The organism is Vibrio sp. YT-16 (assembly GCF_033337405.1).
Classification (GTDB): Bacteria; Pseudomonadota; Gammaproteobacteria; order Enterobacterales; family Vibrionaceae; genus Vibrio; species Vibrio alginolyticus.
Genome location: NZ_JAWOQQ010000018.1, coordinates 1 through 21,072 on the forward strand (window position 1 = coordinate 1; position 21,072 = coordinate 21,072).

Below are 21,072 nucleotides of genomic sequence, written 5' to 3' on the forward strand. Positions count from 1 at the left end.
GCCGTGTCAGCGAGGTGGCATTATAGAGATTGCGATCACATTGGCAAGCCCTTTTTCTCGTTTTTTTTGATTTTTTTTGATTTTTTTATCGTTTGGGTGTTTTTTATTCTAAAAGGCGAGTTTTCACTACTATTCTACCTCCATACACCCTGTAATCGCCCTGAATAAGGAAAAAAGATGAGCTCAATGAGAAGCTACAAAGGTATAAAGCCTGAACTTGGTGAGCGTGTTTACGTTGACCCAACCTCTGTTTTAGTCGGTGATATCCGAATTGGCGATGATTCTAGCATTTGGCCACTGGTAGCAGCGCGAGGTGATGTAAACCACATTCACATTGGTGATCGAACGAATATTCAAGATGGCAGTGTTTTGCATGTCACCCATAAGAACGCCGAAAACCCAAACGGCTACCCATTGATTATTGGTAATGACGTTACGATTGGCCACAAAGTGATGCTGCACGGTTGTGAGATCCACGATCGTGTTTTGGTTGGTATGGGAGCTATTGTTTTAGATGCTGTTGTAATTGAGTCAGAGGTGATGATCGGAGCAGGCAGTTTAGTGCCACCTGGGAAAGTATTAGAAAGTGGCTACTTATATGTTGGAAGCCCAGTAAAACAAGCTCGCCCTCTGTCAGAAAAAGAACGAGCTTTCTTGCAAAAGTCTGCCAACAACTATGTGCAGAACAAAAACGACTACTTAAATGAAGTAAAAGACTTGAACTAAAACCCTGTTAACCGATGATGATATGGCCTTCTTCGTTGAAGGCTTCATCTTCTATTAGCTCTTCAGCCATTTCTTCTAGGTCGAATCGGTAATCAGTAAACACTTTAATTGCCGCTTGCTCAGTTTCAATCAGTGAACCACTGAGCTTTTCTAACTTTTGTTTCGTCACAAAGCACTCTATTAGTGCGCCTGATTGTTGCGCCGAAAAGTTTACCAATTGTGATACTTCATCCCATGATTGAATATCTGGGAATAAGATGGATTGATTCATCGCTTATTGACCTTCAAGGTTCTTTCTTAGTTCTCTGAGAATTTGTTTGGCACCAGGACGTAAGCCACGCCAGAGCATAAAGCTTTCCGCAGCCTGCCCAACTAACATTCCAAGACCGTCATACGCATGAGCGGCACCATTCTCTTTTGCCCATAAGTTAAAGCTCGTCACCCCTTTGCCATAAATCATGTCATAGCTTGTACTGTTAGCGGCAAAGATGGAGGATGAAATAGTCGGTAGTTCACCACTAAGAGAAGCGGATGTGGAGTTAATGATGACATCATACTCTTCATCAATACTTGCCATCTCTTTGGCGAGGATAGGACCGTGAGAGACAAACAGCTCTGCGAGCTCTTGTGCTTTACTAAAGGTACGGTTGGTAATGGTTAAAGAGGTCGGCTTTTGATCGAGTAGTGGCTTAATAACACCACGAGCTGCACCACCAGCGCCAATAATTAGGATTCGCGCACCTTCCAATACAACCTGATGCTGAAGCAGATCTTGCACTAAACCTGCACCATCAGTGTTGTCACCGATGATTTCACCATCGTCTAACTTCTTGAGGGTATTTACCGCGCCTGCTAACTGAGCCCGTTCTGTCAATCGACTAGCAAATTGATAAGCATCTTCTTTAAATGGCATAGTGATGTTGCACCCCTTGCCACCTTCAGCAAAAAACACCTTCGCCGCGTCAATAAAACCATCAACAGGTGCACTTTCTGCGGTGTACACCAAAGATTGATTAGTTTGACGAGCAAACAAGGTGTGAATGAATGGCGACTTACTGTGTCCGATAGGATTACCAAACACGGCATAGCGATCGATTTGCTGGGTCATTTCCTTACCTTTGTTCCTTACTTAGATATAGAGAAAACAGGGCCACCTGATTACAGATGACCCTATCACTATCTATCTATATAGAAAAGGAGATTCCGTGCTTACCACTCTCGTGGCGTTAGGTATCGCTCGTAAAGTTCAGCTTCTGGCGATCCCGCTTCTGGCTCGTAGCAGTACTCCCAGCGAGCGAGCGGAGGCATTGACATCAGAATCGACTCAGTACGCCCACCACTTTGTAAACCAAATAAGGTGCCACGGTCATACACTAAGTTGAACTCTACGTAACGGCCGCGACGATATAGTTGGAATTCACGCTCACGCTCACCATACTCGATCTCTTTACGACGAGAAACGATCGGCAAATAAGCCTGGCAATAGCCTTCACCGACTGCTTTGATGTAAGCAAAACACTTATCAAATTCCCACTGGTTTAGATCATCAAAGAACAAACCGCCAACACCGCGAGTTTCATTACGATGTGGTAGGAAGAAGTATTTGTCACACCATGCTTTATGCTCTTGGTAAACATCGTCACCAAATGGCGCACAAAGCAGTTTTGCAGTGTCGTGCCATGATTGGCAATCTTCTTCAAATGGATAGAACGGCGTTAGGTCAAAACCACCACCAAACCACCAAATTGGGTCTTCGCCATCTTTTTCTGCAATAAAGAAGCGGACATTGGCGTGTGAAGTCGGTACGTAAGGGTTTTTAGGGTGAATAACCAAAGAAACACCCATCGCTTCAAAACGACGACCCGCTAGCTCTGGGCGATGCGCTGTCGCAGATGCTGGCATTTCTTTCCCTTCCACATGCGAGAAGTTCACGCCTCCCTGCTCGAAAACAAGGCCATCACGCAAAACACGTGAGCGACCACCGCCCCCCAGACGCTCTCCTTTTTCACGTTGCCATGCATCTTCGACAAAGACGGCCTTTCCATCTTCTTGTTCTAACTGCTGACAAATGGAGTCCTGAAGTGACATCAAGAACTGCTTTACGGCGTGCTTATCGATCGCTGACATACGTTATTACCTATTACGTGAAACCTAATGATGGCTGGCTAGCAGGGTTAACCCTGTCTTAATATTTGTGAAGTTTTGGCGTCACGAATCTCGCTGGGTTTATCACGACCGCTGGTCTCGCCACGAAGAATGGCGACCAGCTTATCACCCAACTGCTCTTCGACTTCTTCCGTGGTCATACACGGTGGTAAGCCGGAAAGATTCGCGCTGGTAGAGGTTAACGGCTTTCCGAATGCATTACACATTTTTTGCACCAAAGGATGATCAGTCACACGAACCGCAATTGAATCAAACTGCCCTGAAACCCAGTTGGATACTTTATCGCTCGCTGGCATGATCCAAGTGTATGGGCCTGGCCAAGTGGCATGAACAGTCTGTAATTGTTCTTCAGTCAACTGAGATTCATCAATATAAGGCAAGAGCTGATCATAACTTGCCGCGATGAGAATCAGCCCTTTTTCTACCGGACGCTGCTTGAGCTCTAATAGCTTTTGAATTGCTTCTGGGTTATCTGGATCACATCCGACACCAAAAACCCCTTCTGTTGGATAGGCAATCACTTCGCCTTGCTTGAGTGCGTTGAGCACTTGTTCAAAGTTATCCACCGATTACTTCCTATTTGTTTGACTGTGTTGTTTTCACTAAGTGTACAAATATTCATTCTCAGACACTAAAGCAATTTTTTTATAAAATGTATCAATAGCGCCAACAACAAGACGCAAACGTTTGCTTGAGATAAAAATCCCCGTATAATGCGCACAAATTTATAGCTCACCTAATTTTTGCAGCTTAAAGGAGTTTGAGATGAAAGTCGGTATCATCATGGGTTCTAAATCCGATTGGCCAACCATGAAACTAGCAGCGGACATGCTAGACCAATTTGGCGTGCCTTACGAAACAAAAGTCGTGTCAGCACACCGAACTCCTCAATTACTGGCTGACTACGCTAGTGGCGCAAAAGAACGCGGCATCAAAGTTATCATCGCAGGCGCAGGTGGTGCAGCCCACCTACCAGGTATGGCGGCGGCGTTTACTAGTTTGCCAGTGCTTGGGGTTCCCGTTCAGTCTCGTGCACTGAAAGGTATGGATTCATTGCTTTCTATTGTACAGATGCCAAAGGGAATTGCGGTTGGTACATTGGCGATTGGCGAAGCGGGCGCAGCAAACGCCGGTATCCTAGCAGCGCAAATCCTAGGCACTCATGATGAAAACATCATGGCGATGGTAGAAGCATTCCGTAATGAGCAAACGGAAACAGTTCTCGCAAATCCAAACCCTGCAGAGGATTAATCAGATGCATGTACTGGTTCTTGGTGCGGGTCAGTTGGCTCGTATGATGTCTCTGGCTGGTGCGCCACTGAATATTCAAATTTCAGCTTACGATGTCAGCAGCGGTGATGTCGTTCACCCTTTAACTCAACAGGTACTTGGCCATGGCTTGGAAAATGCGATTACGCAAGTTGATGTGATTACTGCCGAGTTCGAGCATATTCCACATGACGTGCTCAAAGTTTGCGAAGCGAGCGGCAAGTTCCTACCAAGTACGCAAGCCATCAAAGCAGGTGGTGATCGCCGTATTGAAAAAGCACTGCTTGATGATGCCGGCGTGCGCAACGCGAAATACTACGTCATTGAAACTCGTGAAGACTTTGAGCGCGCAATTGAACACGTTGGTATGCCAATGGTTCTGAAAAGTGCATTAGGTGGTTACGATGGTAAAGGCCAATGGCGCTTAAAAGAAGCTTCTCAAGTCGACGACATTTGGACTGAGATGGCAGAGTGCATCGCGGCAACACCAACTCAAGCGATTGTTGCTGAAGAGTTTGTTCCTTTTAACCGCGAAGTATCACTGGTTGGTGCTCGAAGCAAAGATGGCAGTGTGGAAGTGTATCCTCTGGCAGAGAACGTCCACACCAACGGTGTATTGAGTCTTTCTACTGCGATTGATGCGCCAGGGTTACAGGAACAAGCAAAGCAAATGTTCACGGCAGTCGCAGATAGCCTAGATTACGTTGGCGTATTAGCGCTTGAGTTCTTTGATGTCGATGGGGCACTTTTAGTGAATGAGATTGCTCCACGCGTGCACAACTCTGGTCACTGGACACAGCAAGGTGCAGAAACGTGTCAGTTTGAAAACCATCTGCGCGCAGTGTGCGGCTTACCATTAGGCAGTACGAAATTAGTTCGTGAAACCTCAATGATCAATATTCTTGGTGAAGACACACTACCAGAAGCATTGTTATCAATGGATGGTTGCCACCTTCATTGGTATGGCAAAGAGAAACGTGCAGGTCGCAAGATGGGACACATCAACGTGTGTGGCGACTACCCAGGAGAATTGCACCGTAGGCTGTGCGCTCTGGCAGACGTCTTAGACCCAATAGCTTTCCCTGCTGTGCAAGCATTCGCTAAACAGCCTCAACACTAACGTTTGGCAGCAAAAAACAAAAAAGGGTCGCACGATGCGACCCTTTTTAATTCCTTTGATGTATTTACCCTTGCTGGGTGTGCTGACACTTACGATTAGCACATTGCAATTTCACACCACTGGCTAGTTTCTTCTCCACCAACAGAGTAAAACCACACTCTTCGCATCGCCCCTTGACCGGAGCAAGGTTCACAGCAAATTTGCATTTAGGGTAGTTGTCACACGCGTAGAATGTTTTTCCAAATCGGGTTTTACGCCCAACCAAATGTCCTTTGCCACATTCAGGGCAAGCGTGTTGCTCTTGTGACTGCGCCTCTGGCTCTGGTTGATTAATCGACTCAATATGATGACAAGCCGGGTAGTTACTACAACCGACGAACATACCGTAGCGCCCTTGGCGGAGAACCAACTCATTGCCACACTCAGGACAAGGCACACCCAACTCTTTCACGATGTGACCATCATTGCTGTGTAGCGGTTTAATGTAATCACAGCTTGGGTAATGGTTACAGCCGAGGAATGGGCCATGTTTTCCGTGCTTGAGAGTCAGCTCACCACCACATTTTGGACACGGCTCGTGCTCCAAAGCGTGTTCATGGGCAGAGAAAAGGGTGTTGTCGATTTTACTACTCATACTTACCGTTTCGTGAAAAACACACAAAAAGACAAGCTCGCGTTTATTCTAGTTAAACTCGAACTTGCCCAGATGGTTAGTGAAGAATCCCTTGTTCCTTGGTGTACAACAGCTCTTCCATTAGCGTGTAAGCGTTTTCGTTGCCAGGCACATTAAACAGCACCATCAGAATGATCCATTTGAGATCTTCAAGCTCAAACTCACTCGTTTCTAATCCCATCACTCGGTCAATCACCATTTCGCGAGTTTCTGTGGTTAACACATTGATTTGCTCGAGAAACAATAGAAAACCTCGGCATTCCAAATCTAAACGCTGCATCTCTTTCGCTGTGTAGATACGAGTTGATGACGAAGCCATGCAAGTCGAGATTGCAGAAGAGGTGTCACTTTGCTGCAATGCGGCAAGCTCTTCTAACCAGACAAGGGCTTTGTAGATATCTTTTTGTTGGAAGCCTGCACGAAGCAACTCTTCTTCCAACTCGTCTTGTTCGACCTGTAACTCTGCATCGCTATGGATGTAGGTTTCGAATAGATACATCAGTATATCCATCATCATAGCTAGCCCCTCCCCTTTCGAATATAGCCACCTGAAACCGCAACGACATGCCCAGAGAGTTCTAACTCTAAGAGCTGCATCATGACTTCTTGGACAGGTATATTGGTCCTGTTTGCAAGAATATCAACCGGTGTAGCTTCACTTCCTACGTTAGCTAACAGCTGAGGAAATGGCAATTCTTCTTCATCATTTAACGTAGAAAATAAATCGGTACTCTGATTAATAGACCAATCAAGCAAGGACTGTATTTCATCTAAGACATCTTTCGTCTTTTCTACGAGGCAAGCGCCATGACGTATCAACTGGTTTCCACCGCAGGCATTGGGGGCATTGATTGACGCTGGCAGCGCAAATACTTCTCGACCTTGCTCAAGCGCGTAACGAGCTGTAATTAACGAGCCGCTCTTTTTCGCCGCCTCGACGACCAGTACACCAAGCGATAATCCACTAATAATACGATTACGACGCGGGAAGTTTTCTGGGCGCGGCTTGGCATTAGGCCGAAACTCAGACACCAAAGCCCCGTGTTCAATAACACGTTGCGCTAAACCACGATGACGTGCCGGATAAATATTTGCTAAACCAGATCCTAGCACCGCAATCGTCTTACCACCCGCTTGCAACGCACCATCATGCGCATGACCATCAATGCCTAAAGCGAGACCACTGGTGACAATAAAATCGTGCTGAACAAACTCTGCAGCAAACTGACGTGCATGCTGTAACCCATCAATACTCGCATTTCGGCTGCCAACCATTGCTATCTGTGGCTGCGAAAGACAAGTAGAATTTCCTTGAACAAAAAGCAGAGGTGGCGGCGCAACGATTTGTTTGAGTTGAGGTGGATAAAGCGGGTCAGTCAGTGTCAGGATATGATGATTTGTAGAAGCCTCAAGCCAACTTAAACAGGCTTCAACTTCTTTATCTTTTGAAGCCCAAGCTTGAATTTGCTTAGTTGTTAACCCAAGTTGTTGTAGCTGTTCGGGAGAGAAGTTTACGATGTTACGTGGCGTGTCTCTTGCCAGTAGCTTATTCATTTTGACGCCGCCAATGCCTGGCAAACAACTCAGTTTTAACCAGGCAGCGAGATCATCGTTATTTCGTCGATTCATCGATGGTTAATTCGTCCGCCAACGGTGACACCACCGAAATATCTTGGTTAATGGGTTTCGTACTGTTAGTGATCAGTGCCAAGCTAAAGTACTCATAAGGACGAATGACCAGCAACTCACCAACTTTGCTTTGAGACAAAGTAATTTTCTTATCAAGCACGCCAAACTCTTTCTTGAACTCATCGCCGTCTTTGTAAACTGGGTGCGCGTCTTCTTTTAAATCAAACACACTGCCTTGCTTGAGATTGTCTGACGTGCCTTTATCAATCACCACGACTTGGTTAGTTGAACTAAAGCGAATACCTTCGATATTACCTAGCAACTTTGCAGAACTGCCTTGTGGCGACGGCAGCGGATAGAACGTAGTCGTGAAGTCAGTATTCTCAACCGATTGATTTGGCAACGCGATATCGTTACGTAGGATTTCTTGCATTTGCGATGTAAGCTTCAAACCTGAATAATCACTCGAAGCTTCAACGAGCTCGCCTTTGGCAATCAAACGCAGCGCGGTAATCTCTTCGGACACATCGTCACGCGAAAAGGTAGCTACTGGTCGGTAAATAGCCCAACCTGTCGCGGTCTGATTGCCATTGATATACAGCACATCTTCTGCAGTCAGATACTTACTGCCTTTGCTGCTACCCATCACTTTTGCTGCTCTGTTCAACGAATCTTTATCTAGCAACCGATCCGATTTAAGGTAAGGCATCACCAAACCTTCCGCGACCGTTGGTACGGCTTTCTTTTCTGTGATGCGAGCTTTCGGGCTCAGCTTCTTAACCGGTTTTAGGCTCAACACGGGCTGACCGTTAATCCACACCAAAGACAGCTTGTCACCGGGATAAATTAAATGAGGGTTATCGATTTCCGGGTTTACTTGCCATAAACGAGGCCACAACCACGGGCTATCTAAGTACATGGCCGAAATATCCCATAGCGTATCGCCCTTCACGACTACATATGTTTGTGGCGCATCATCTTTAACAGTCAGTGGGTTTGCATCCACATTTGCTACAGCGTTGAAAGAGAAAAGTAACGGCAACGTAACACTGGCAACGTTGCGGAAAATTCGATTCATGACCCTCGTCCTTGGTCTATTAAGCAGGAACCAGAATGGAAATTGGTGCAAGGATGCTGTCATTTAGGCTATAAAATGTCTAGAATTGAGCCAACAAGGTTTGTGCTGTTTCGGCACAGTTCAATATTTCGAGTGAATATGTCTGTATTACAAGTATTAACATTCCCGGATGATCGCCTGCGCACAGTCGCAAAGCCTGTTGAAGCGGTGACACCTGAGATTCAAAAAATCGTCGATGACATGATTGAAACCATGTACGACGAAGAAGGTATTGGCCTTGCTGCAACGCAGGTTGATATCCACAAACGTATCGTAGTGATTGATATTTCAGAAACTCGCGATGAGCCGATGGTGCTAATCAACCCTGAGATTCTGGAAAAGCGTGGCGAAGATGGCATCGAAGAAGGCTGTCTGTCGGTACCAGGTGCGCGCGCACTTGTGCCTCGCGCTGCAGAAGTTACCGTTAAAGCACTGGATCGTGATGGCAAAGAGTTCACCTTTGAAGCCGACGACCTGCTAGCGATTTGTGTTCAACACGAGCTTGATCACTTACAAGGTAAGCTGTTCGTGGATTACCTATCGCCACTGAAACGCAAACGCATTCAGGACAAGCTAGCGAAAATCAAACGCTTTAACGAGAAGCAGCAAAACGCTTAATCTCGAACCATACCAATTAGAAGGAAGTCTACCTTGAGTCAGTCTTTACGAATTGTCTTTGCAGGTACTCCGGATTTCGCCGCCCGTCACTTGGCGGCGTTGTTGTCTTCGGAGCATGAAGTCATCGCGGTTTACACAAACCCAGATCGTCCAGCGGGTCGTGGCAAAAAATTGGCTGCGCCACCGGTAAAACAACTGGCGCTAGAACACAATATCCCGGTTTACCAACCTGAAAGCTTTAAGTCCGACGAAGCGAAACAAGAACTTGCCGATCTGAACGCCGACCTCATGGTTGTCGTGGCGTACGGTATGCTGCTGCCACAAGCGGTTCTTGATACACCTAAACTGGGTTGTATCAACGTACATGGTTCTATCCTACCTCGTTGGCGTGGTGCGGCTCCAATCCAACGCTCTATTTGGGCGGGCGATGCAGAAACTGGCGTGACCATCATGCAGATGGACATCGGTCTCGACACTGGTGATATGCTGAAGATTGCAACTCTGCCAATCGAAGCGACAGATACCAGCGCTTCAATGTACGAAAAATTGGCTGAGCTTGGTCCAGAAGCCCTGATTGACTGCCTAGTAGACATTGCTGCGGGTAAAGCAGTGCCAGTGAAGCAAGACGATGAGCTAGCGAACTATGCGAAAAAGCTCAGCAAAGAAGAAGCACGCATCAACTGGAACGACGATGCGGCGCACATTGAGCGCTGCGTTCGTGCATTTAACCCATGGCCAATGAGCCACTTTGAGGCGGCAGAAAACAGCATCAAAGTATGGCAAAGCCGTGTGGCAGAGCAAACCAGTGACAAGCCAGCCGGCACCATCGTACAAGCAGATAAAACCGGTATTTATGTTGCGACAGGCAACGGCGTACTGGTGCTAGAGCAACTGCAAGTTCCTGGCAAAAAAGCCATGTCAGTTCAGGATATTCTGAATTCGCGTGCGGCTTGGTTTGAAGTTGGCACTCTGCTGGTTTAAGCCATATTAGGGGTTATCATCCCCAATTATACGAACTTTTAGAGGGCAGAGATGCCCTCCTTTACTTTAAGGTACTCATCATGAATGTTCGCGCTGCGGCTGCTAACGTCCTGTATCTTGTCGTCGACAAGGGCCACTCACTTTCAAGCGCTCTTCCAGCGGCTCAACAAACGGTACGACCTCGTGACCACGCTCTGTTACAAGAGATCTGTTACGGTGCGCTACGTTACCTCCCTCGCCTAGAAATGATCGCAAACCAGTTGATGGATAAGCCGCTCAAAGGCAAACAACGTGTATTCCATCACCTAATTCTGGTTGGTATTTACCAACTGAGCTTCATGCGTATTCCTGCGCACGCAGCAGTTGGTGAAACGGTTGAAGGCACTAAAGAGCTGAAAGGTCCTCGTCTGCGTGGTTTGATTAACGCGGTATTGCGTAACTACCAGCGCAACCAAGAAGAACTCGACCAAATGGCCGTCAGCAACAACGCTGGCAAGTACGGTCACCCAAGCTGGTTACTAAAACTGCTGCAAGAGGCCTACCCACAACAATGGGAAAGCATTGTTGAAGCGAACAACCAAAAAGCACCAATGTGGCTGCGTGTGAACCATCAACACCACACTCGTGATGAATACCTTGCGCTGCTCAAAAATGAAAACATTGATAGCACGCCACACACAGAAGCAATGGACGCCATAAAATTGGCCGCACCATGTGATGTGATGAAGCTACCTGGTTTTGAAATAGGTTGGGTTTCGGTACAAGATGCGGCGGCGCAGCTTTCGATCAACTATCTAAAACCACAAGACGGCGAACGGATTTTAGATTGCTGTGCTGCGCCAGGTGGCAAGACGGCGCACATTCTAGAGCGCACGTCGGGCAGTGAAGTGGTCGCGATTGACTGCGACGACACACGCTTGAAACGTGTGCATGAAAACCTGAAGCGTCTCAACCTTCAGGCAAAAGTGGTTTGCGGTGATGCGCGTAATCCACAAGAATGGTGGCAAGGCGAGCAATTTGATCGCATTTTGCTGGATGCCCCATGTTCTGCGACTGGCGTGATTCGTCGTCACCCAGACATCAAATGGCTACGTCGTGCAGACGACATCGCCGCATTAGCAGAGCTGCAAAGTGAAATTTTTGATGCCATGTGGACGCAACTGAAGCCCGGCGGCACCATGGTTTACGCGACTTGTTCAATCACACCGCAAGAAAACGTGGAGCAAGTAAAAGCGTTTTTAGCACGTACCGCGGATGCGCAACTGCTGGATTCTGATCCCGACCAGCCTGGTCGTCAAATTCTACCAGGCGAAGAAGATATGGATGGTTTCTACTACGCAGTGCTAACTAAAACACACGCGTAACAGCATGCTAAATAGGGCGATTGGAGTGATTTCAATCGCCTTTTTCAGATACGAGAAAAGAGTATGAAGATCATTATTCTTGGTGCAGGTCAGGTTGGCGGCACACTGGCAGAAAACCTAGTGGGTGAAAACAACGACATCACCATCGTCGACAATAATGCCGACCGACTGCGTGAATTGCAGGACAAATACGACCTACGTGTGGTCAATGGCCATGCGAGCCATCCAGACGTGCTACACGAAGCTGGCGCGCAAGACGCCGATATGCTCGTCGCAGTAACCAACACTGATGAAACCAACATGGCCGCCTGTCAGGTCGCGTTCACTCTATTCAATACCCCAAACCGCGTTGCGCGTATTCGCTCTCCAGAATATCTGGCCGAAAAAGAAGCCCTGTTTAAATCTGGTGCTATTCCTGTTGATCACCTTATCGCACCAGAAGAACTCGTCACGAGCTACATCGAACGTCTGATCCAATACCCAGGCGCGCTGCAAGTGGTGAGCTTTGCTGAACAGAAAGTCAGCCTAGTGGCGGTGAAAGCCTACTATGGTGGCCCGCTGGTGGGTAATGCGCTGTCTGCTTTGCGTGAGCACATGCCGCACATCGATACCCGTGTGGCGGCTATTTTCCGCCAGGGTCGCCCGATTCGCCCACAAGGCACCACGATTATTGAAGCCGACGATGAAGTGTTCTTCGTTGCAGCAAGTAATCATATTCGCTCAGTGATGAGTGAGCTTCAGCGTCTAGAAAAACCGTACCGCCGCATCATGATTGTTGGCGGGGGTAACATCGGCGCAAGCTTGGCTAAACGCCTAGAGCAAACTTACAGCGTGAAGCTGATTGAGCGTAACTACCAGCGTGCAGAAAAGCTCTCTGAGCAACTAGAAAACACCATCGTGTTCTGCGGTGATGCGGCAGACCAAGAGCTTCTCTCGGAAGAGAACATCGACCAAGTCGACGTCTTCATCGCGCTGACCAACGAAGATGAAACCAACATCATGTCTGCAATGTTAGCAAAACGCATGGGCGCTAAAAAAGTGATGGTGCTGATCCAACGTGGCGCTTATGTAGACCTGGTACAAGGCGGCGTAATTGATGTAGCAATCTCACCTCAGCAAGCCACTATTTCAGCCTTGCTAACGCACGTTCGTCGCGCTGATATCGTAAACGTATCCTCACTTCGCCGCGGCGCTGCGGAAGCGATTGAAGCCGTCGCTCACGGTGATGAAAGTACATCTAAAGTGGTTGGACGTGCGATTGGAGATATAAAACTTCCACCTGGGACCACCATTGGTGCTATCGTTCGTGGCGAAGAAGTTCTTATTGCCCACGACCGTACGGTCATCGAACAGGATGACCATGTGGTGATGTTCCTGGTCAACAAAAAATACGTATCAGACGTCGAAGCGCTATTCCAGCCGAGTCCATTCTTCCTCTAGGGTTTTCCTATGGTCAACTTACGTCCCGTACTGTTTGTTATCGGGCTAGTTTTATCCAAACTGGCCCTGTTTATGTACGTGCCGACTTTGGTCGCTTTCTTTACCGGTACGGGGGGATTCCTCGATTTCGCCCAAGCCGTTGTGATCACGCACCTTGCCGCCTTCATCTGCCTAACGATAGGTCGAACCGCCAAGTTCAAACTCAGCGTACGCGATATGTTCCTCATCACCAGTTTGGTTTGGACCATCGCGAGTGCGTTTGCCGCCTTGCCATTTGTGTTTATCAACCACATCAGCTTCACCGACGCCTACTTCGAAACGATGTCGGGTATCACCACGACGGGCTCAACGGTGCTCAGTGGCCTAGACAACATGGCGCCGAGCATATTGCTGTGGCGCTCTATTTTACAATGGCTTGGTGGCATTGGTTTTATCGTGATGGCGGTAGCAGTGTTACCTATGCTGAATGTCGGTGGTATGAAGCTATTCCAAACCGAATCATCAGATTGGTCGGATAAAAGTAGTCCAAGAGCGAAAACGGTCGCCAAAAACATCGTAGCGGTATATTTAATGCTAACGGGCCTATGTATTTTGGGCTACTTGATCACCGGCATGAACCTGTTCGAAGCAATCAACCATGCCTTTACTACGCTATCGACGGGTGGATACTCTACATCTGATGGGTCAATGAACCACTTCTCTAATGGCGCACATTGGGTGGCCACTACCTTTATGTTCTTAGGTGGTTTGCCGTTTTTGCTCTTTATCGCCGCGTTACGTAAACGCCGTATTGATGTGTTGGTTAACGACGCTCAAGTTAGAGGATTTTCGTACCTGTTCGTATTCTCAAGCTTAGTGATTTCAGCTTGGTTAGTGATTCGAGATGGGTACACCATTTTGGATGCCCTGCGAGTGTCGATGTTTAATATTGTCTCTGTCGTCACCACAACTGGCTTTGGCTTAGAAGACTTCACCGCATGGGGCGCATTACCCACCACTCTTTTCGCATTCTTAATGATGGCGGGAGCATGCTCAGGATCAACGTCTGGCGGGATCAAAATCTTCCGCTTCCAAATTGCGATGACGCTGCTAAACAAACAAATGATGAAGTTGATTCACCCTTCAGGGGTGTTTGTACAGCGTTATAACCAGCGACCGGTGAATGATGATATTGTTCGCTCAGTGGTGGCATTTGGCTTGATGTTTTTTATCACCATTATCTTTATCGCGGGTTGTTTAAGTGCTCTTGGCCTCGACCCTGTGACTAGTATTTCTGGCTCAATCACCGCCGTTGCCAATGTTGGCCCTGGTATGGGCAGTGTGATTGGCCCGACAGGCAACTTCGCGCCTCTGCCCGATACTGCCAAATGGCTCTTAAGCTTTGGGATGTTAATGGGCCGCTTGGAAATTCTGACTATTCTTGTACTGTTCTTTCCTGCGTTTTGGCGCCGCTAAGCAGACTCTAATTAAAAGGTATAACAATGAAAACATGGATTACTCTGGCGACCCTACTTGCCGCCTCATCCACATACGCCGCCGAGGTCATCACTTTAGCCGATGGTCGAGAAGTGAAGTTGAACGATGACTTTACCTGGGAGTACGTCATGAAAAAACCGGCGCAGCAAGCGACGGAGACACAAACAACAGCAAGCGTAGTTGAAACAATCGCAGCTCCTGCGATTGCGACAATTCCTGTGGTAACGAAAACCGTTGGCACGACCGTGGTGGTAAACGCCAAAAAGCCAACCATGCAGCTATCAGATTCAGGTGTGGATGTATTGATTGGTTCAGCAAGCTATCAAAGCGGTGAGCTTATTTTGCCTACATCAATCACTAACCAAAGCTCTCAATCTGTCATTCAAGTGGAAGTTGAGGTGCAAGTGTTTGATATGTCTGGTCAGCAACTGGCAAAAGAAAACGTGACGGTTTGGCAATCCATCAAGCGCATGGCGGATACCTACCTGCGACCACAGCAAGCGGAACAAGGTAAGAGCATTAAATTGGCTGTACCGCAATCACAGCAATACCAGTTTTCTGCCAAAGTGCTAGAGGTAAAAACTCGCTAATACGTGTTTAATATTCTTTGTTGAGCCTATCGGCTAGATAGGCTCAACAAAGTAATAAATAGCAAAGAAATGGCACACGCAGCCAGCCAAAACAAAGCCGTGCCAAATCGCATGGTTAAAGGGAATGCGCTTCGCAACGTAGAAAATCACGCCCAGTGAATACACAACTCCACCAGCAGCAAGCAGTGTAAGTCCGCCGACATCCAAGTTGATCGCCAACTGATAAATCACAATCAACGATAACCATCCCATCACCAAATACGTCATCAAAGAAAGCTTTTTAAATCGATAGACGAACGCAACTTTCATGATGATGCCGATCAACGCAATGCTCCAAATAACGATCATCAACCCAAATGCTAGAGGTGTTCTTAAGCTGACTAACAAGAAAGGGGTATAGCTGCCTGCTATCAAAAGATAAATAGCACAGTGGTCGAAGGTTTTTAGCCAACGTTTCGCTTTGGGATGAGGGATCGCATGATAGAGCGTCGAGGCCAAAAATAGCACGATAATACTCGCACCATAAATCGCCATACTGGTAAGCGTTAAAGTGTCAGCTTGATGGTCTATGGCTTTAACTAACAGCAGTATCAAGCCAACAATACCAAAAATCATCCCTATACCGTGGGTGATGGTATTGGCCAGTTCTTCACGTTGACTGTATTGAGGTTTCTGCAGCTCGGACATCAATGCGCCTATACTAGAGTTTGAAATTTGCTCTAGTATGGCACATTAGGCTTACACGTGTAAGCTTAAATTAAGACTCATGAACGGCAGTAGTTTGATCGAGATAATTGAGTACCAGTTCGCCAACTTGATCTGGCTTAGTCGTGGCAGGAATGGTCAGCTCTCGCTTGAGTTTGCCACTACTCAGTAAGCTCGCGAGCATGCCACCTTGCCCCTTGCGTGTGCGGTCAACTTCAAACCACAACTTGAGCTCTTGCTCACTGCGGTGGGCAACAAATTCTAATTCGCGCCACACGCCGTGGTAAGGTCCGTCGGTTGGCACCAGTTCAAACTCTTGCACAAATGGTAGATCGAATCCTTTCACTTCCTCGCATTCCACCTGGCGAATTCGTAAACCTTGCGCTTCAAATGCAGATAGTACCGCATCCATCAGTGGATCAGGTCGAACGGTGAGGATGTCTTTATCAGTCGGATCCAAAGCAGCGGCAACGTCTAAGCCAGTTTCTAACCATACTTTGGCATCACCAATGGTGACAGGCGTGTTCCAAGGCACATCGAGCTTAACATCGAAGGTACGCTCTTCGCCGGAATGGATGGTAAATGCGTAAGGGAGACTCCACTTAGCAAGCACATGAGTTTGAGGTACTCGGCGCATGCTGTGTCCTTCTCGCGCACCACGGTCATCAGGGGCTTCTGCGATGTAGCGGCAACAGAGTTTTAAATCAATGTTGTCGATCGCTTGTTCAGTCGCACCACCATATACATGGATCGACACATCCACACTTTGACCTGGGTATAGCACGTCTTGGTTTAAGATTGAGTCTACCTTCGCGCTCCCAATCCCAAAACTGGCAAGTGTCTTCTTCAAAAATGACATAGGCACCTCCTTCATCGAGATCTCATACTACTACTGCTGATCGTGGGATCAAACAAAAATTGCCTCGAACATCGCGACAAAATGACAAAATCTAAACAATTCAATTGCTCAACTATCGACCAATTATTACAAGGATGCTAATCTTACACTTGATATGCATGCATATCGGTATTCCTGACTCATTAACTGGATTGGCGAGAGCCAGAAGAGTGATTCTTCAATCTTGTTGGAGCCTAGCTCATAATGATTCAGGCCATTACATCGGCAATGGATATGCCTGACAGTTAGGTAAATTAATGCGCCCAACAACAGTCAGGTTCGCACACACTAATACTAGTGCAATGCGCCGCCGCAGTGGCTTTACTACTGCACCAAAGGCAAAGCAAGTTGCGCCAGCAATGACATTGGTTGAGAAGACAGCAATGATGTCGAGTGTTCCGGCCAAAGTTATCAAAGCAGCTTAATCAAAAGCGCGGCGCCAGCTGCGCTTTTTTCTTTGCACGCGACTCATAAAGCTTCAAAGACTTAGAACAAACTACAGTGAAAGAGATCGTTTTTCCTATTTGGTCTTCGCAAAGCAATTTGGTACCTTTACTGCTAATTACACCTATAAATTCTGTGGAGAAAGAAATGAAGTGTCATCGCATTGAAGAGCTGCTTGAGCTACTAGAGCCTGAATGGCATAAAGAGCAAGAGCTGAACCTATTGCAGTTCATCGTTAAGCTGGCAAAAGAAGCAGGCTATGAAGGAAAGCTAGAAGATCTGACCGACGATGTACTGATCTACCACCTTAAAATGCGTAATAGCAGCAAAGATGAAATGATCCCTGGACTCAAAAAAGACCAAGAGGACGATTTTAAAACGGCGATCCTACGCGCTCGTGGCATCATCAAATAACCAGCTCAACAGCCAGTATTCTTTAAGCGACTCTCTCTGTGAGTCGCTTTTTTATAACCAAAGTTTTTAGTCCCACAATTGGTTATAACTGTTCAGCCAATTATCAGGTTAACTGTACTGATTTTTGTTGTTAAACATTGACTGCGTTAAAGAAACGGAATTGTTATTGATTGTATAATCGCCGTTCATCAGTATTTACTAAAATAATTATGTTCGGTCATCTTTATGACAGAACGAGCAGCAATGTCATCGAGCGACATCAATAGAAATGACGCCGTACATTATAAAAGCCTAAGAAGGATGAGTGCATGAGTCAGGACAAGATCGATATCAAAGATGTGACTCCTAAAACCTATAATCCCAAAACCCACAAAGGAAATGGGGATCGGTTTAACCCAAGTAATCGCATCTATGTACGCGAAAGTAAAGGAACTTACCAGAAACTACGTCGTTACGGTGGTTGGTTCTTACTACTTCTCTTCGCTTTGATACCGTGGATTCCTTACGGTGAACGTCAAGCGATCTTGCTTGATATTGGCAACCAGCAGTTCAACTTTTTCGGTACCACACTGTACCCACAAGATCTTACCCTACTCGCCTTGCTGTTTGTGATCGCGGCGTTTGGGTTGTTCTTTATTACCACCTTCTTAGGTCGGGTTTGGTGTGGCTATCTCTGCCCACAAACCGTCTGGACCTTCATGTATATCTGGTTTGAAGAGAAGCTCGAAGGTAGTGCCAATAAACGCCGTAAACAAGACTCCAATAAGCTGACAGCGAATTTAGCGATGCGTAAAACCGTCAAACATATAGCTTGGTTTGCCATTGCACTCGCCACTGGTTTTACTTTTGTTGGCTACTTCGTGCCAATGAAGCAATTGGTTATCGACTTTTTCACCTTTAACGCCAACTTCTGGCCCGTCTTTTGGGTAATGTTCTTTGCCATTTGTACTTATGGTAATGCTGGTTGGATGCGTTCCATCATGTGTATTCACATGTGTCCTTACGCGCGCTTCCAGTCTGCCATGTTTGATAAAGACACATTCATCGTTGGCTACGATGCAAAACGTGGGGAAAAACGTGGCCCACGTCCGCGTAAAGCCGATCCAAAGCAACTTGGTTTGGGTGATTGTATTGATTGTGATTTGTGTGTGCAGGTGTGCCCAACAGGTATCGATATTCGTGACGGCTTGCAGTATGAATGTATCAACTGTGGCGCCTGTATTGATGCGTGTGACAACACCATGGATCGCATGGGCTACGAGAAAGGCCTAATTAGTTACACCACCGAGCATCGCTTATCGGGTAAGAGTACCAAAGTCATGCGTCCGAAGCTGCTAGGCTATGGTGCCGTACTACTCGTCATGGTCGGTCTTTTCTTTGCCCAAATTGCAGCGGTAGACCCAGCCGGCATGAGTGTTATTCGCGACCGTAACCAACTGTTCCGCGTTAATAGCTCGGGAGAAGTAGAAAACACCTACACCCTCAAAGTGATCAACAAAACTCAGCAAGTGCAAGAGTACTCGTTGGATGTTGAAGGGCTATCCGATGTAAGCTGGTATGGTAAGCAGACAATTCAGGTCCAGCCAGGTGAGGTATTAAACCTGCCAATGAGTCTTGGTGCCGATCCTGACAAGCTAAACTCTGCGATTACGACAATTCAGTTTATACTCACCGATAAGAGCAACGAATTCACTATTGAAGTAGAAAGCCGTTTTATTAAAAAACTATAGCGCTACTTCAGTGACTAACGGAAAAAGGCTCAGTAATGAGCCTTTTTGTTTATATGTCCCAAAGTATGTTTAACTTTGACGCCCTTACCCCAGACTTTATGTGGTACGCGTTAGAAAGCATCGGCGTTCGCGCAGAATCAGGCTTTCTTCCCCTCAATAGCTACGAAAACCGTGTTTATCAATTCACTGACGAAGAGCGTCGTCGTTATGTCGTCAAGTTTTACCGTCCTGAACGTTGGAGCAATGAACAGATCCAAGAGGAACACGACTTTACTTTAGAGCTGATTGGCAATGAGATCCCCGTCGCACCACCTGTGCGCATCAACGGTGAAACCCTGCATCACTATCAAGGCTATGCTTTTGCGCTGTTTGATAGCGTGGGTGGTCGCCAATACGAGGTTGACAATTTAGATCAGCTCGAAGGTGTAGGGCGTTTCCTTGGCCGAATCCATAAAGTCGGCAGCCGCCAAGCCTTCCAACATCGTCCTACTATTGGCTTACAAGAATACCTGTATCAACCAAGAGAGATTCTGCAAAACGCCAATATGATTCCAATGCACTTGGAGAACAGCTTCTTCAATGACTTGGATATGCTGATCAAATCAATTGAAAGCCACTGGCAAGAAGGCTTCAATATAATTCGTTTGCATGGCGATTGCCACCCAGGCAATATTTTGTGGCGAGATGGCCCTATGTTTGTTGATTTGGATGACGCTCGTAACGGCCCTGCAGTACAAGACTTATGGATGCTATTGAACGGTGAACGCCAAGACAAACTGATGCAGTTGGATATTGTTTTAGAGGCTTACCAAGAGTTTTGCGACTTTAATCCTGCAGAATTGAAACTAATCGAGCCACTTCGCGGTCTACGAATGGTGCACTATATGGCATGGCTAGCAAAACGTTGGCATGACCCTGCATTTCCTCTCGCTTTTCCATGGTTTAATGAGCCAAAATACTGGGAAGGTCAGGTCCTTGCATTTAAAGAGCAGATCGCCGCTTTAGAAGAAGCACCGCTGTCTTTAATGCCTCAATGGTAAGTCAGGCCAAAAATTCAAAAATGGAGATATTTCGATGAAAAAACTGTTCGCACTGTTTTCTATGCTGATGTTAAGCCTGTCGGCACATGCAGCGCAATTCAAAGAAGGTGAACATTACAAAGTATTGGATCTTGAGGCATCAAAAAAACCTCTTGTGACGGAGTTTTTCTCTTTCTACTGCCCGCACTGTAATAGCTTTGAACCGGTTATCCAGCAACTGAAAAAGCAGTTGCCAGAAGGTACTAAGCTATTAAAAAACCACGTTTCTTTCATGGGTGGCAACATGGGCCCATCAATGAGCAAAGCCTACGCAACGATGGTTGCACTAAAAGTGGAAGACAAAATGGTGCCAGTGATGTTTAACCGCATCCACAATCTAAAGAAAGCACCACGTAATGATGAAGAACTTCGTCAAATCTTCCTTGATGAAGGTGTAGATGCGAAAAAATTCGATTCTGCATTCAAAGGCTTCGCGGTTGATTCAATGGTTCGCCGTATGGACAAGCAATTTGAAAACAGCGGTCTAACCGGCGTTCCTGCGGTTATCGTTAACAACAAATACCTAGTTCAAGCACAAAGCATCAAAACGATGGATGAGTACTTCTCTCTGGTGAACTACTTGCTGACACTAAAATAAGCACATCGATATCAATCAAAAGGGGAGCACGTCGC

24 protein-coding genes are annotated in these 21,072 nt (G+C 46.7%); 14 read left to right on the top strand and 10 right to left on the bottom strand.

The window, feature by feature from the left end:
- Positions 1–177 precede the first annotated feature (177 nt).
- A complete protein-coding gene (locus R7F07_RS21190) occupies positions 178–726 on the top strand; it encodes a gamma carbonic anhydrase family protein (protein WP_005379096.1) in 549 nt (182 codons plus the stop codon).
- 7 nt (positions 727–733) lie between these two features.
- Here R7F07_RS21190 and R7F07_RS21195 read toward each other — a convergent pair whose 3' ends face one another.
- The 4 genes from R7F07_RS21195 to R7F07_RS21210 form a co-directional block, all read right to left on the bottom strand.
- Positions 734–997, bottom strand: a complete 264-nt coding sequence (locus tag R7F07_RS21195; RefSeq protein ID WP_171343344.1) for a DUF1488 domain-containing protein — start codon at positions 995–997, stop codon at positions 734–736.
- Positions 998–1,000: 3 nt separating this feature from the next.
- Positions 1,001–1,834, bottom strand: a complete 834-nt coding sequence (gene aroE, locus R7F07_RS21200) for a shikimate dehydrogenase (protein ID WP_017821584.1) — start codon at positions 1,832–1,834, stop codon at positions 1,001–1,003.
- Between the two features lie 101 nt (positions 1,835–1,935).
- Complete coding sequence (hemF, locus tag R7F07_RS21205; protein WP_065274969.1) at positions 1,936–2,853, bottom strand: oxygen-dependent coproporphyrinogen oxidase; 918 nt, start codon at positions 2,851–2,853, stop codon at positions 1,936–1,938.
- A gap of 47 nt (positions 2,854–2,900) precedes the next feature.
- Entirely contained in the window at positions 2,901–3,458 is a 558-nt protein-coding gene (locus R7F07_RS21210) for an L-threonylcarbamoyladenylate synthase (protein ID WP_005379084.1), read from the bottom strand.
- 199 nt (positions 3,459–3,657) lie between these two features.
- Here R7F07_RS21210 and purE point away from each other — a divergent pair, with 199 nt between their 5' ends.
- Both purE and R7F07_RS21220 read left to right on the top strand, forming a co-directional pair.
- A complete protein-coding gene (gene purE, locus R7F07_RS21215; RefSeq protein ID WP_171343343.1) occupies positions 3,658–4,143 on the top strand; it encodes a 5-(carboxyamino)imidazole ribonucleotide mutase in 486 nt (161 codons plus the stop codon).
- Positions 4,144–4,147: 4 nt separating this feature from the next.
- A complete protein-coding gene (locus R7F07_RS21220) occupies positions 4,148–5,281 on the top strand; it encodes a 5-(carboxyamino)imidazole ribonucleotide synthase (protein ID WP_171343342.1) in 1,134 nt (377 codons plus the stop codon).
- A gap of 64 nt (positions 5,282–5,345) precedes the next feature.
- Here R7F07_RS21220 and R7F07_RS21225 read toward each other — a convergent pair whose 3' ends face one another.
- From R7F07_RS21225 to R7F07_RS21240, 4 genes are all read right to left on the bottom strand, one after another.
- Complete coding sequence (locus tag R7F07_RS21225; protein WP_047102572.1) at positions 5,346–5,915, bottom strand: type I DNA topoisomerase; 570 nt, start codon at positions 5,913–5,915, stop codon at positions 5,346–5,348.
- A gap of 76 nt (positions 5,916–5,991) precedes the next feature.
- Positions 5,992–6,471, bottom strand: a complete 480-nt coding sequence (locus tag R7F07_RS21230) for a DUF494 family protein (RefSeq protein ID WP_005379074.1) — start codon at positions 6,469–6,471, stop codon at positions 5,992–5,994.
- 2 nt (positions 6,472–6,473) lie between these two features.
- Positions 6,474–7,583 (bottom strand): DNA-processing protein DprA, encoded by a 1,110-nt coding sequence (dprA, locus tag R7F07_RS21235; RefSeq protein WP_171343341.1) that lies wholly within the window; start codon positions 7,581–7,583, stop codon positions 6,474–6,476.
- On the bottom strand, positions 7,567–8,661 hold the full coding sequence (locus R7F07_RS21240) for a LysM peptidoglycan-binding domain-containing protein (RefSeq protein WP_171343340.1): 1,095 nt from the start codon (positions 8,659–8,661) through the stop codon (positions 7,567–7,569). The genes dprA and R7F07_RS21240 overlap by 17 nt, the downstream gene beginning before the upstream one ends.
- Positions 8,662–8,799: 138 nt before the next feature.
- On the opposite strand from R7F07_RS21240, the gene def reads away from it, so the two are divergent.
- The 6 genes from def (at position 8,800) to R7F07_RS21270 (ending at position 15,169) form a co-directional block, all read left to right on the top strand.
- Complete coding sequence (gene def / locus R7F07_RS21245) at positions 8,800–9,318, top strand: peptide deformylase (RefSeq protein ID WP_005379068.1); 519 nt, start codon at positions 8,800–8,802, stop codon at positions 9,316–9,318.
- Between the two features lie 33 nt (positions 9,319–9,351).
- On the top strand, positions 9,352–10,299 hold the full coding sequence (gene fmt, locus R7F07_RS21250) for a methionyl-tRNA formyltransferase (protein ID WP_005379066.1): 948 nt from the start codon (positions 9,352–9,354) through the stop codon (positions 10,297–10,299).
- An 80-nt stretch (positions 10,300–10,379) separates the two neighbouring features.
- On the top strand, positions 10,380–11,663 hold the full coding sequence (gene rsmB, locus R7F07_RS21255; RefSeq protein WP_017635608.1) for a 16S rRNA (cytosine(967)-C(5))-methyltransferase RsmB: 1,284 nt from the start codon (positions 10,380–10,382) through the stop codon (positions 11,661–11,663).
- A 63-nt stretch (positions 11,664–11,726) separates the two neighbouring features.
- Complete coding sequence (gene trkA / locus R7F07_RS21260; protein WP_005379062.1) at positions 11,727–13,103, top strand: Trk system potassium transporter TrkA; 1,377 nt, start codon at positions 11,727–11,729, stop codon at positions 13,101–13,103.
- 9 nt (positions 13,104–13,112) lie between these two features.
- A complete protein-coding gene (locus R7F07_RS21265) occupies positions 13,113–14,558 on the top strand; it encodes a TrkH family potassium uptake protein (RefSeq protein WP_104975717.1) in 1,446 nt (481 codons plus the stop codon).
- 26 nt (positions 14,559–14,584) lie between these two features.
- Positions 14,585–15,169 (top strand): DUF3157 family protein, encoded by a 585-nt coding sequence (locus R7F07_RS21270; protein WP_005379050.1) that lies wholly within the window; start codon positions 14,585–14,587, stop codon positions 15,167–15,169.
- Positions 15,170–15,202: 33 nt separating this feature from the next.
- Here R7F07_RS21270 and trhA read toward each other — a convergent pair whose 3' ends face one another.
- Complete coding sequence (gene trhA / locus R7F07_RS21275) at positions 15,203–15,856, bottom strand: PAQR family membrane homeostasis protein TrhA (RefSeq protein WP_025768918.1); 654 nt, start codon at positions 15,854–15,856, stop codon at positions 15,203–15,205.
- A gap of 70 nt (positions 15,857–15,926) precedes the next feature.
- On the bottom strand, positions 15,927–16,733 hold the full coding sequence (locus R7F07_RS21280) for a sporulation protein (protein ID WP_017821573.1): 807 nt from the start codon (positions 16,731–16,733) through the stop codon (positions 15,927–15,929).
- Between the two features lie 296 nt (positions 16,734–17,029).
- Here R7F07_RS21280 and R7F07_RS21285 point away from each other — a divergent pair, with 296 nt between their 5' ends.
- The 5 genes from R7F07_RS21285 (at position 17,030) to R7F07_RS21305 (ending at position 21,037) form a co-directional block, all read left to right on the top strand.
- Positions 17,030–17,197 (top strand): hypothetical protein, encoded by a 168-nt coding sequence (locus R7F07_RS21285; RefSeq protein WP_005379043.1) that lies wholly within the window; start codon positions 17,030–17,032, stop codon positions 17,195–17,197.
- 166 nt (positions 17,198–17,363) lie between these two features.
- Positions 17,364–17,630 carry a YihD family protein gene (locus tag R7F07_RS21290; protein WP_033906580.1) on the top strand — a complete coding sequence of 89 codons (267 nt, stop codon included), beginning with the start codon at positions 17,364–17,366 and terminating at the stop codon, positions 17,628–17,630.
- Positions 17,631–17,938: 308 nt separating this feature from the next.
- A complete protein-coding gene (gene ccoG, locus R7F07_RS21295; RefSeq protein WP_033906581.1) occupies positions 17,939–19,360 on the top strand; it encodes a cytochrome c oxidase accessory protein CcoG in 1,422 nt (473 codons plus the stop codon).
- Between the two features lie 53 nt (positions 19,361–19,413).
- A complete protein-coding gene (locus tag R7F07_RS21300) occupies positions 19,414–20,400 on the top strand; it encodes a serine/threonine protein kinase (protein WP_031777274.1) in 987 nt (328 codons plus the stop codon).
- Positions 20,401–20,434: 34 nt separating this feature from the next.
- Positions 20,435–21,037 carry a thiol:disulfide interchange protein DsbA/DsbL gene (locus R7F07_RS21305; protein ID WP_005379036.1) on the top strand — a complete coding sequence of 201 codons (603 nt, stop codon included), beginning with the start codon at positions 20,435–20,437 and terminating at the stop codon, positions 21,035–21,037.
- The last annotated feature ends 35 nt before the right edge of the window (positions 21,038–21,072 follow it).

Excerpts from the sequence above, each read along its gene's own strand:
- R7F07_RS21190 (WP_005379096.1), top strand. The coding sequence starts at position 178 with ATGAGCTCAATGAGAAGCTACAAAGGTATAAAGCCTGAACTTGGTGAG.
- R7F07_RS21195 (WP_171343344.1), bottom strand. The coding sequence starts at position 997 with ATGAATCAATCCATCTTATTCCCAGATATTCAATCATGGGATGAAGTA.
- aroE (WP_017821584.1), bottom strand. The coding sequence starts at position 1,834 with ATGACCCAGCAAATCGATCGCTATGCCGTGTTTGGTAATCCTATCGGA.
- hemF (WP_065274969.1), bottom strand. The coding sequence starts at position 2,853 with ATGTCAGCGATCGATAAGCACGCCGTAAAGCAGTTCTTGATGTCACTT.
- purE (WP_171343343.1), top strand. The coding sequence starts at position 3,658 with ATGAAAGTCGGTATCATCATGGGTTCTAAATCCGATTGGCCAACCATG.
- R7F07_RS21220 (WP_171343342.1), top strand. The coding sequence starts at position 4,148 with ATGCATGTACTGGTTCTTGGTGCGGGTCAGTTGGCTCGTATGATGTCT.
- R7F07_RS21225 (WP_047102572.1), bottom strand. The coding sequence starts at position 5,915 with ATGAGTAGTAAAATCGACAACACCCTTTTCTCTGCCCATGAACACGCT.
- R7F07_RS21230 (WP_005379074.1), bottom strand. The coding sequence starts at position 6,471 with ATGATGATGGATATACTGATGTATCTATTCGAAACCTACATCCATAGC.
- dprA (WP_171343341.1), bottom strand. The coding sequence starts at position 7,583 with ATGAATCGACGAAATAACGATGATCTCGCTGCCTGGTTAAAACTGAGT.
- R7F07_RS21240 (WP_171343340.1), bottom strand. The coding sequence starts at position 8,661 with ATGAATCGAATTTTCCGCAACGTTGCCAGTGTTACGTTGCCGTTACTT.
- def (WP_005379068.1), top strand. The coding sequence starts at position 8,800 with ATGTCTGTATTACAAGTATTAACATTCCCGGATGATCGCCTGCGCACA.
- rsmB (WP_017635608.1), top strand. The coding sequence starts at position 10,380 with ATGAATGTTCGCGCTGCGGCTGCTAACGTCCTGTATCTTGTCGTCGAC.
- trkA (WP_005379062.1), top strand. The coding sequence starts at position 11,727 with ATGAAGATCATTATTCTTGGTGCAGGTCAGGTTGGCGGCACACTGGCA.
- R7F07_RS21265 (WP_104975717.1), top strand. The coding sequence starts at position 13,113 with ATGGTCAACTTACGTCCCGTACTGTTTGTTATCGGGCTAGTTTTATCC.
- R7F07_RS21270 (WP_005379050.1), top strand. The coding sequence starts at position 14,585 with ATGAAAACATGGATTACTCTGGCGACCCTACTTGCCGCCTCATCCACA.
- trhA (WP_025768918.1), bottom strand. The coding sequence starts at position 15,856 with ATGTCCGAGCTGCAGAAACCTCAATACAGTCAACGTGAAGAACTGGCC.
- R7F07_RS21280 (WP_017821573.1), bottom strand. The coding sequence starts at position 16,733 with ATGTCATTTTTGAAGAAGACACTTGCCAGTTTTGGGATTGGGAGCGCG.
- R7F07_RS21285 (WP_005379043.1), top strand. The coding sequence starts at position 17,030 with ATGCGCCCAACAACAGTCAGGTTCGCACACACTAATACTAGTGCAATG.
- R7F07_RS21290 (WP_033906580.1), top strand. The coding sequence starts at position 17,364 with ATGAAGTGTCATCGCATTGAAGAGCTGCTTGAGCTACTAGAGCCTGAA.
- ccoG (WP_033906581.1), top strand. The coding sequence starts at position 17,939 with ATGAGTCAGGACAAGATCGATATCAAAGATGTGACTCCTAAAACCTAT.
- R7F07_RS21300 (WP_031777274.1), top strand. The coding sequence starts at position 19,414 with ATGTCCCAAAGTATGTTTAACTTTGACGCCCTTACCCCAGACTTTATG.
- R7F07_RS21305 (WP_005379036.1), top strand. The coding sequence starts at position 20,435 with ATGAAAAAACTGTTCGCACTGTTTTCTATGCTGATGTTAAGCCTGTCG.